Annotated in this window: 8 protein-coding genes and 1 pseudogene; 6 read left to right on the forward strand and 3 right to left on the reverse strand. The window is 63.0% G+C overall.

Features of this window, described 5'->3' with window-relative positions; genetic code table 11:
* Window positions 1-323: 323 nt before the first annotated feature.
* The gene (locus EN935_RS09950) at window positions 324-1,103 is read right to left on the reverse strand and encodes an SDR family oxidoreductase (protein ID WP_127265326.1); all 780 of its coding nucleotides are present in this window, start codon (window positions 1,101-1,103) and stop codon (window positions 324-326) included.
* 121 nt (window positions 1,104-1,224) lie between these two features.
* Between EN935_RS09950 and EN935_RS09955 the strand changes: the two genes are divergently transcribed.
* A complete protein-coding gene (locus tag EN935_RS09955) occupies window positions 1,225-2,040 on the forward strand; it encodes a UDP-2,3-diacylglucosamine diphosphatase (RefSeq protein WP_127265327.1) in 816 nt (271 codons plus the stop codon).
* 124 nt (window positions 2,041-2,164) lie between these two features.
* Complete coding sequence (locus tag EN935_RS09960) at window positions 2,165-3,379, forward strand: MFS transporter (RefSeq protein WP_127265328.1); 1,215 nt, start codon at window positions 2,165-2,167, stop codon at window positions 3,377-3,379.
* Here the strand turns inward: EN935_RS09960 and dgcA are convergent.
* Entirely contained in the window at window positions 3,350-4,333 is a 984-nt protein-coding gene (dgcA, locus tag EN935_RS09965; protein WP_127265329.1) for an N-acetyl-D-Glu racemase DgcA, read from the reverse strand. The two genes, EN935_RS09960 and dgcA, sit on opposite strands and share 30 nt — an antisense overlap.
* A 78-nt stretch (window positions 4,334-4,411) precedes the next feature.
* Between dgcA and EN935_RS09970 the strand changes: the two genes are divergently transcribed.
* From EN935_RS09970 to EN935_RS09985, 4 genes are read left to right on the forward strand one after another with little or no spacing between them, the layout of a single operon-like run.
* Window positions 4,412-5,599, forward strand: a complete 1,188-nt coding sequence (locus EN935_RS09970; protein ID WP_126068982.1) for an ABC transporter permease — start codon at window positions 4,412-4,414, stop codon at window positions 5,597-5,599.
* Between the two features lies 1 nt (window position 5,600).
* A complete protein-coding gene (locus EN935_RS09975; RefSeq protein WP_127265041.1) occupies window positions 5,601-6,422 on the forward strand; it encodes an ABC transporter ATP-binding protein in 822 nt (273 codons plus the stop codon).
* A gap of 14 nt (window positions 6,423-6,436) precedes the next feature.
* Window positions 6,437-7,810, forward strand: a complete 1,374-nt coding sequence (locus EN935_RS09980) for an MlaD family protein (RefSeq protein WP_126068984.1) — start codon at window positions 6,437-6,439, stop codon at window positions 7,808-7,810.
* Window positions 7,791-8,498 (forward strand): ABC-type transport auxiliary lipoprotein family protein, encoded by a 708-nt coding sequence (locus EN935_RS09985; protein WP_109669383.1) that lies wholly within the window; start codon window positions 7,791-7,793, stop codon window positions 8,496-8,498. Before EN935_RS09980 ends, EN935_RS09985 begins: the two co-directional genes overlap by 20 nt.
* Window positions 8,499-8,640: 142 nt before the next feature.
* On the opposite strand, the pseudogene EN935_RS09990 reads toward EN935_RS09985, so the two are convergent.
* Window positions 8,641-10,386: pseudogene (locus EN935_RS09990) on the reverse strand (kinesin); the annotation flags it as partial.

Genomic DNA, 10,386 nt, shown 5'->3' on the forward strand with positions numbered 1-10,386 from the left:
GGCGAATAGGCGAGCGCAAGGTCGCGCTGATTACCGAGCGGCTTGGTCGCCTGGATCTCGAGCTTTCCCGGCCTTGGATACTTGTGGAAGTAGAGGGCGGCTTCATCGAGGTCCGAACGTGCCGTCTTTTTGCTCTCGCCTTCCATGCGGCCGCTCCCTCGAAATCTGCCTGGAGATTCCCTTTTAGCATGCAGCCGAGGTTTTTCGCGACGCTAATTGACGCGCCGGCAGCAATACCCAGCGGCGCGTAGAAAGTCGTGAACGATCAAATGCTTATGCCGATTTTCTGACGGATGGTTCCTGCAGTTTCACGGACAAGTTGATCAAAAGGCGCTGACGTAGAGACCGCCATCGACCGGTATGTTCTGCCCGGTCAGATAGCCGGCATGGACAGAGCACAGGAAGGCACAGATCTGGCCGAATTCCTCCGGCGTGCCGAGCCGCTTGGCCGGAACATCGGCGCTGATGCGAGTCTTGCGCGCGGCGGCGGCCGCGGGGTCCTCGACGGTGCCGGCCTCGTGCGGCCCGCGCAGTCGGTCGGTGTCGAGCTTGCCTGGCAAAAGACTGTTGATGGTCACGTTGCGGTCGATCACCGTTCTGGCCACGCCGGCAAGGAACGAGGTCAGGCCGGCGCGCGCGCCGGACGACAGGTCGAGGCCGGGAATGGGCACATAGACCGACAGCGAGGTGATGTTGACGATACGGCCGAAGCCGCGCGCCGCCATGCCGTCGAGGACAGCCTGGACCAGTTCGATCGGCGTCACCATGTTCTGGGTGACGCCTTCGAGGATCTTTTCGCGATCGAGCGTGCGGAAGTCGCGAAGCGGCGGTCCGCCATTGTTGTTGACGAGGATATCCGGGTCCGGGCAGGCCGCGAGCAGCGCCTTCTGTATCTCGGGCCTGGAGACGTCGCCAACGACTTCTGTCACCGTGACGCCATAGCGCTGGCGCAATTCCTCGGCGGTTTTCGCCACCAACTCGGCATTGCGTCCGTTGACGACGATGTCGCAGCCAGCTTCGGCCAGCGCCATGGCACAACCGCGCCCAAGTCCCTTGCTCGAAGCGCAGACGATAGCCTTCTTCCCGCTGATACCGAGATCCATGATGATTTTCTCCTTGTGAGCCGGCCGCAAGCTAGTCCTTCGGCTGGACCAATCGCAACCGTCATACGGTTGTTGCATGAATCGGGGCATAGCCTCTCGCGAAAGCAACGGTGAAATCGCGATGTCCGGCCAAGAGCCCCGCACTTTCCGCAGCATGTTTATCTCCGATGTCCACCTCGGCTCGAAGGCGGCGAAGGCCGAATTCCTGATCGATTTCCTTAGACATCACGACGCCGATATCATCTATCTGGTCGGTGACATCGTCGATGGCTGGCGGTTGCGGCGGAGTTGGCACTGGCCGCAAAGCCACAATGATGTCGTGCAGAAATTGCTGCGCAAGGCGCGCAAGGGCGCCAACATCACCTACATCGCCGGCAATCATGACGAGTTCGCCCGCCAGTTCCAGGGCGTGCATTTCGGCGGCATCGTCGTCGCCGACCGCGCCATCCATGAGACCGCCGACGGCAAACACCTGCTCGTCATCCATGGCGACCAGTTCGACACTGTCGTCCACAATGCGCGCTGGCTCGCCTATCTCGGCGACCACGCCTATGACGCGGCCATGCTGGTCAACCGTGTGGTGACGCGGCTGCGCCAGCTGCTCGGGCTGCCTTACTGGTCGTTCTCTTCCTGGGCCAAGGTCAACGTCAAGAAGGCGGTGAACTTCATCGGCTCGTTCCAAACCATGCTCGCGGACGAGGCGCGCCGCTCGCATGTCGACGGCGTCATCTGCGGCCACATCCATCATGCCGTCATCGAGAATTTTGGCGATGTCCAGTACATCAACACCGGCGACTGGGTGGAAAGCTGCACGGCTGTGGTCGAGCACTTTGACGGTCGGATGGAAATCCTAACCTGGGCGCAGGTGCTGCCCGAGGCGCCGGACGAGCCGTTTATACCGTTGCTCATCGAAGACCGGGTAGGGCAGGCGGCGTAGCGCCTCAGCTTATGCAGGCTCCGGGATCAATCGATTAGTCCAACCGGTTTCGCCCGGTTTTCGCCCATGTTAAGGGATCGATACGCGCTGCCGCTGGCCGAGTGCAGCGCGATTGGATCGATTCATGTCCCTGCCGCCACTTTCGCCCGAACAACTCGTCAAGCCGCGCCATTTCGAACTGCGCATGAGCCTGATTTTCGCGACGCTGTTCGTGTCGCAAGGCACGCATTTGCCCTATTTTCCGCTCTGGCTGCAGGCGAAGGGCTTCGGCGCCGAACAGATCGCCGTGATCCTTGCCGCACCGATGTTCTTGCGCGTCGTGACGACGCCTATGCTAACGGCATTTGCCGACCGGGCGAAGGACCGCGCCGACGTCTATATCGCGCTGGTCGCGGCAACGATGGCCATTTCGGCCGGCTATTTTCTGCCAGCGACCTACGCGATCGTGCTGGCCGTATCTCTGCTTTTGACGATCGTCTGGACACCGCATTCGCCAATGGCCGATTCGCTGGCGTTGTCTGGGGTGCGCCGCTTCGGCTCGAATTACACCGCTATGCGCAAATGGGGCTCGATCTCCTATCTCTGCGCCAATGTTGTGGGCGGCTTCATCCTGGCGGCGGCCGGAGCCAAAGCCGTGCCGGTAATCATATTCGTGGCGCTTGCCGCAGCGCTTGTCGCAGCCCTGTTTGCGCCGCGAATGGGGCGGCCGCGCAAGGCTTCGCCGCTGTCGGCCGCAGAAATCCAGCACGCCGCGCCTAGCCTGTTCAATGCCTATTTCCTCTACTTCACCTTTGGCGTTGGCATCATTACCGCCAGCCACGCCTTCCTCTACGGCTTCGTCTCCATCTATTGGAAATCGATCGGCATCAGCGATTCCGTCGTCGGCCTGCTGTGGGCCTGGGGCGTCGTGTGCGAAGTCTGCATGTTTTTGTTTTTCAATCGCATTTTCGCCTCCGTGTCCGTCGTCAAAGTGATGGTGATCGCCGGCGTCGGTTCGATAGTGCGCTGGATCATCTTTCCACTGGTATGGCCGCTCGGTCTTGGCATTCCCGGCTTCTTCGCCGTGCAGTCGCTGCATTCGGTGTCTGTCGCAATGGTGCTGATCGGCCTGCAGAAAATGATCGCCGAGACTGTCTCCGAAGAGCGCACCGGTGCTGCGCAAGGCATCGCCTATTTCTTCAATGGCTTCTTCATGGCTGCTGTTACGCTTGCTTCCGGCCCGCTCTACGACCGTCTCGGCGTCGATGGGTTCCTTGTGATGATTCCGATCGCTATCGTCGGCCTTGTGCTGATCGGGCTTGCGGCGCGCTCAGCCCCACAGCGCCGTATCGGGCGGTGATACCAGCGACCCCTGATAGACAAGGCCGGGCACCCGGTCGCGGGCAAGCAGCAGCGGACCGTCGAGGTCGACGTAATCGGCGTCCTGTGCGAGCAGCACCGCCGGCGCCATCGCCAGCGATGTACCGACCATGCAGCCGACCATCACGCCGAAACCGAGTTCGCGGGCGCGATCGCGCAGCACAAGGGCGGCTGTCAGGCCGCCCGACTTGTCGAGCTTGATGTTGACGGCATCGTAGAGGCCGACGATTGCTTCGAGGTTCTTTGCCTCGTGCACGCTTTCATCGGCGCAGATGGGCACCGGATGCGCAATGTGGCGCAGGATGCCGTCATGACCGGCCGGCAGCGGCTGCTCGATCAGCGTGATGCCTTGTTCGGCGGCAAAGGCGAGGTTCGCAACGATATTGTCGTCGCTCCAGCCCTCATTGGCGTCGAGGATGATGCGGCTGTCGGGCACCGCTTGCCTGACCGCGCGGATGCGGGCGATGTCGTTGTCGCCGCCGATCTTGACCTTGAGCAGCGGCCGCGCCGCATTGGCGCGGGCCTGCGCCGCCATCGCCTCCGGTTCGCCGAGCGACAGCGTGTAGGCCGTCTCAAGGGCCCGTAACGGAACCGCACCTATCGCATCCGCTACCGATGTTCCGCTGATCTTTGCCTCCAGGTCCCACAGGGCGCAGTCGATGGCGTTGCGGGCGGCTCCGGCCGGCATGGCATCGAGCAGGGCGGTTCGGCTGATGCCGCCGGCGATCCTGTCGCGCATGGCCTCGATCGCGTCGCGGACGCCGTCCATGGTCTCGCCATAGCGCTTGTAGGGAACGCATTCGCCACGGCCGGCGTGGCCGCCCTCGCTGATCGTGCAGGAGATCACGTCAGCTTCGGTCTTGGAACCGCGCGAAATGGTGAAGGTTCCGGCGATCGGAAAACGCTCGGCCTCAACCGAAATGACACGCGCCATATTTTTCTGCTCCGGCTATGCGAGAACGAGCGAGTCGGCAAATCGACAGCTTGGTTCCGTCAGGCTAAACAGGACGCCATGTTGACCATCGGCAAGCGCGACGCAAGCGGCACGACCGCGGGGGAGGCTGACCACGAACCGCGCGTGGCGATCGGCGAGGAGGATGGCGTTCTCGGCTGCGCTTTCTCCGGAATCTGGACGACACGGACTGTCGCGCTGATCGACGCCGACATGCGCAAGATCGAGAAACGAAGCGGTTTCAAGACCTTGGCGCTCGATCTTTCCAAGATCGAGAAGATGGACACCGCCGGCGCCTGGCTGATCGACCGGCTGGTCAGCGCCTTCGAGAAGAAGGGCGTCAAGATCCAGATGCAGGGCCAGAGCGAGATCGCTTCGATCCTGCTCGACGCGGTGGGCGAGGCCGTGCGGCGCGAACCCGAATCCGGCCCGACGCGGCCGCCTAACATCGTCATTCGCGCGCTGGAGGCGGTTGGCCGGCGCGTCTACGAGATGCGCGACGATTTCCTCGCCTCGATGAACATCCTCGGCGCCACCATCCGCGGTGCACAGATGAAACTCGGGCGTGGTCATGCCGTCAACCCGGCGGCGATCTTCAACCAGATCGATCGCATGGGTGTCGGCGCCATTCCGGTGGTGGTGCTGATGTCGGCGATCGTCGGCGCCATCGTTGCCCAGCAGGGCGCCTACCAGCTCAGCTATTTCGGCGCCGATATCTTCGTCGTAGACCTCGTTGGCGTGCTGATCCTGCGCGAGCTTGGGGTGCTGATGACGGCGATCATGATCGCCGGCCGCTCCGGCAGCGCGATCACCGCCGAGATCGGTTCGATGAAGATGCGCGAGGAGGTCGACGCGCTGAAGGTCATCGGGCTCAACCCGATCGGCGTCCTGGTCTTTCCGCGGCTCGTTGCGCTGGTCATCGCCTTGCCGTGCCTGACCATCATTGCCAATTTCGCCGCACTCGGCGGCGGCATCCTGGCCGCGTGGCTCTATTCCGACATCCCGCCGGCTGCTTTCATCGACAGGCTGCGCGTCGCCATCGACCTCAGCACGATCTTTGCCGGCCTGATCAAGGCGCCATTCATGGCGATGATCATCGGCACGATCGCCTCGGTCGAAGGCATGAAGGTTGGCGGCAGCGCGGAATCGCTGGGCCAGCACGTCACCGCCTCGGTGGTGAAGTCGATCTTCGTCGTCATCATCCTCGACGGGCTTTTTGCCATTTTCTACGCAGCGATCGAGTTCTGAGATGAAGCTGCGAGGCAGGAAAAGGGCTGATACACTGGCGAACGATGCGGGCGAGGGCGACATCGTGCTTTCCGCGCACGACATCAGCGTGTCCTTCGCCGACAAGCTCATCCTGGACAAGCTGTCACTCGACATAAGGCGCGGCGAGATCCTTGGCTTTGTTGGCGCCTCGGGTGCCGGCAAGTCGGTTCTGCTGCGCACCATTCTCGGCCTGACGCGCAAGCAGTCGGGCACGATCAAGCTGTTCGGTGTCGATGTCGAGAAGGCGAGTGACATCGAGCGCCTGCGCATCGACATGCGGCTTGGCGTGTTGTTCCAGCACGGTGCCCTATTTTCGGCGCTGACAGTGCTGGAGAATGTCCAGGTGCCGATGCGCGAATACCTCGACCTGCCGCGAAAGCTGATGGACGAACTGGCATTGCTCAAGATCGAGTTGGTCGGGCTGCCGCCCGATGCGGCGCAGAAATTCCCGTCCGAACTGTCCGGCGGCATGATCAAGCGCGCCGCACTGGCGCGGGCGCTCGCGCTCGACCCCGACATCGTCTTCCTCGACGAGCCGACGTCGGGTCTGGATCCGATCAGCGCGGCGGAATTCGACGAACTGGTGGTCAAGCTGCGCGATACGATGGACCTGACCGTCTACATGGTGACGCATGATCTCGACACGCTTTTCACCGCTTGCGACCGGGTGGCCGTACTTGGCAACAAGAAAGTGCTCGTCGAAGGCACCATCGACGACATGCTGAAGAGCGAGGAACCGTGGGTAAAGTCCTATTTCCGCGGAAAACGCGCCCGGCAACTTGATCTTGCGGCGCGCGCATAGCCATAAGTGGGACAATGGAAACCAGAGCCAACTACGTCATTGTCGGCATTTTCACGCTGGCTGCGATCCTGGCGGCGTTCGCCTTCGTCTACTGGACGGCGGCGATCGGCGACAAGGGCGAGACGACGTTGCTGCGCGTGCGCATTCCGGGCTCGGCCTCCGGGCTCGGCCGCGGTAGTTTCGTGCTGTTCAATGGCGTCAAGGTTGGCGACGTCAAGCGTGTCTATATCGACGTCGACAATCCGACGGTTGCCATCGCCGACACCGAGATCGACCGCCTGACGCCGATCACCAAGTCGACGCAGGCCGATATCGGGCTTGCCGGCCTGACCGGGCAGGCCAACATCGAACTCAAGGGCGCCGACCCCAAGGAAGTAAAGCTCCTCGACCAGGCGGAAAAGGAAGGCAAGGTCGCCGAGATCGTCGCCAACCCGTCAGCGGTGACCAATTTGCTGCAAACGGCGCAGAACATTTTTACCCGCGCCGACAAGGTGCTGACGGAACTCGAAGGCTTCACCAAGGACGTTCGCGGGCCGCTGACGCAGACCGTGCAGAACGTGCAGACCTTCTCGGATGCGCTGGCCAAGAATTCGGACGGCATCGACAAGTTCCTGTCCGCCGCCAGCACGCTGGCGGATGAGCTGAAAGGCGTTTCCGGAAAGCTCGATGGCACGCTGAAGGCAGCCGAAGGCCTTCTCAATGCCGTCGACAAGGACAAGATCAAGAGCATTGTCGCCAATGTCGACACGGTGACTGGGAACCTCAAGGAGACTTCGAAACAGCTCGACGGCGTGATCAAGAATGTCGATACCGCGGTTGGGTCCGTCAACGATTTCGCCAAGCAGACGCAAGGCACGCTGGCCAAGGTCGACGGCGTGCTCGACGGCATCGACCCGACGCAGGTGCGCTCGGCACTTGCCAATATCCAGAAGGCCAGCGAAAGCGCCGACAAGGCCGCCGCCGACATCGCAGAGGTGACCCACAAGTTCGCCAACCGGGCCGACGATATCGACCAGACGATCAAGGATGCCAAGCAACTGGCGCAGCGGCTCAACGACGCCTCGGTGCGTGTCGACGGCATCCTCGCCAGGGTCGACACTTTGCTCGGCTCGGGGCAGGCCGACGGTGTGATGGCGGATGCCAGGGCGACGCTGAAGTCGTTCAAGCAGGTTGCCGACACGCTGAATTCCCGCCTGGGCGTCATCACCGACAATCTGGCGCGCTTCTCGGGCCAGGGGCTTTCGAATGTCGAGGCGCTGGTGCAGGACAGCCGCCGTTCGATCAGCCGCATCGAGGAAGCGGTGACCGATCTCAGCCGCAATCCGCAGCGCATCCTTTCGGGTGGCGATGGCGAGGTTCGGCAGTTCGATGGCAGGGCGCGGCGTTGACTTCGGCGTCGGCGAGCCCCAAGAACATGAGCCGCGAAAGCGGGTCGATCTTACGATCCGGGGACAACGGGGATCGCGCGTGAAGTCTGTGTGGGTGAAAACGGGCGGCTTGTCATCGGCTGCGGCACTGCTTGCCCTGACGCTAGCCGGCTGCGCGGCGTTGGGCGGCAAGCCCGCGCCGCTCGATACGTTCGAGCTGTCGGCGCCTACGGTCGAGGCACATGGCCACAGCCGCCGCCAGATCCTGATCGCGCAGCCGTCGGCGCTCAAGGCGCTGGACAGCCAGAACATCGTCATCAAGCCGTCGGATCGCTCGATCCAGTATCTCAAGGGCGCGCAATGGGCCGACCGGCTGCCGCTGATCGTGCAGGCGCGGCTCGCCGAGACGTTCCAGCGTTCGGGCAGCTTTGCCGGCGTCGGCAAGCCGGGCGAGGGCCTGGCGATTGACTATCAGGTGATCGTCGAGGTCCGATCCTTTGAGGTTCGTGTCGACGGCGGCGAGCATGCCGAAGTCGATCTGTTCGTGCGCATCCTCAACGACCGCAATGGCGAGGTGCGTGCCTCCAAGAGCTTCACCGCATCCGCACCGGTTTCGGGCAGCGGCAATCCCGCCTATGTCAGCGCACTCGACAATGCGTTCGGTGATGCCGCAAAGCAGATCGTGCGCTGGACGGATTCGGTCATCTGATTTCCGTAAAAGTTTGATCGCACAGCACTTCTGACAGTGCTACCGCAAGGGACGCGGCGCCGCAGGCGCGCCAACAGCCAAATCGGTCGAAATGAAAAAGGCGGGAAATTTCCCGCCTTTCGTTTGTTGCCCTATCGGCTGATCAATGCAGACGGCCGCTGGCGTGGGCCAGCATGGTGTAGACCTTGCCGGTATCCGAGGTCAGGTAGGTCTGCGCCATGATGTTGTCGCGGTCATTGCGCGAGACATCCTTGAGCAGCTTCTCGAAATCGTCGCAGTAGCGGTCGACGGCGGCGCGGAACTCGGCCTCCGCCTGATACTTGCGACGGATCTCGTCGAACGTCTGCTGGCCCTTCAGCGTGTAGAGCCGCCTTGTGAACACGTCACGCTCGCCGCGCCGGTAGCGGTTCCACAACTCGATCGAAGCATCGTGGTCGATGGCTCGTGCGATATCGACGGAGAGCGAGTTCAGCGATTCCACGACATGCAGGGGCGAGCGCTGGGCAGGAGCCGCGCGCGGTGCTTCCGCAGGCGCCGACGGTGTTACCGACCTCAGGTCCTCGTCATTCGACGCCGCAGTGAGCAGATCGCGCACCCAGCCGCCCTGAGGCGTGCGGGCGTTGGTGTCTGGACGCTGGCGCGGTGCCGTCTCGGCCGGACGCTCAAGATCGAGCGTGCCGCGCAATGCAGGGCCGCCCAAGGGCGCCTGAGGCGTGCGCAGCTCCGGCTGCGGAGCCGGTGCGCGACGCGGCGGCTCGGCGGCGCGTGGGGCCGGCGCTTGCGGCGCGGGACGCAGATTGCGTGGCTCGGACCCATCGCCGCCGCGGCCGGACTTCGCAACGATGTCAGAAAGCTCCTTCAGGGCGTTGATCTGCTCGGAAACGGCGCGGCGGATGGCCGAGGTCGATTCCTTTGCCTCTTCCGGCATCTCGATGACGCCCTTCTTGAGCTCGGCGCGGGTCAGGTCGAGCTCGCTCTTGATCGAGCCCGCGGTGCGCCGCATCTCCTCGGTCGCATCAGCGAAACGCTTGGTGGCCGAATCGACGACGTCGGTGATGGCGATGCGGATCTTGTCGGCCGACTCCATCGTCTTGCCTTCGGCGTTCTGCAGCGTCTGCCCGACGAGATTTTCGAACGAACGCATGACCCTTTCGAGATCTTCCGACTTCTTGACCAGGCCGACGGCGAGGTCTTCGAGCGACGACTGCCTTTCGAGCGTGTGCTCGAGGTTGCTCTGGGCAGAGCTCAACAGGTCCGAAGCGCTGGACAGCAGGCGGCTGTGCTCGTCGAACTTGGTGGCGATCGACGCGACCTCGCGCAAGGTGGACGACGACAGTTCCGTCAGCCTTGTCGTGTTCGAATCGACCAGACGTGCCGAGCTGGCAAAGGTCTGCGCAGCCTTCTCGGTGGTGGCGGCGAAGCTTTGCGTGCTGCCGCTCAGGCGCTCATCGACCTGGCCGAGATTGACCGCGGCCTGCTCGATCAGCTGACCGAGCTGCGAGCTGGACTTGGTCATGCGGCCGATGAGATCAGCGACGCTGTCGGACAGCGACGAGCGAGCGCCTTCGACCGCCGACAAGGTTTCGGCGGTGCGGCTGGCGAGAGCGTCGACAAGTGCGGCATTCTCGCTGCGCAGCTTCTCGGTGGCGCGTTCGGTGACCTCTTCCATGCTCTTTTGCAGTTCCGAGCCGCCCTGGGCGAAGCGCTCGACCAAAGGCCGTGCGGTTTCGTCGAGGATCTTCGACATTTCGGCCGAACGTGCCGCGAGCATGGTGTTGAGTTCGCGGGTGTTGGCGCCGATGGTCTTGGCGGCATCGTTGGTGCTCTGGCCGATATGCTGGCCAACCGCGGTGAAGGTCTCCGCGATGACATTGGCGCGCGAGACGAG

Source organism: Mesorhizobium sp. M7D.F.Ca.US.004.03.1.1, assembly GCF_003998635.1.
Taxonomy (GTDB): Bacteria; Pseudomonadota; Alphaproteobacteria; order Rhizobiales; family Rhizobiaceae; genus Mesorhizobium; species Mesorhizobium loti.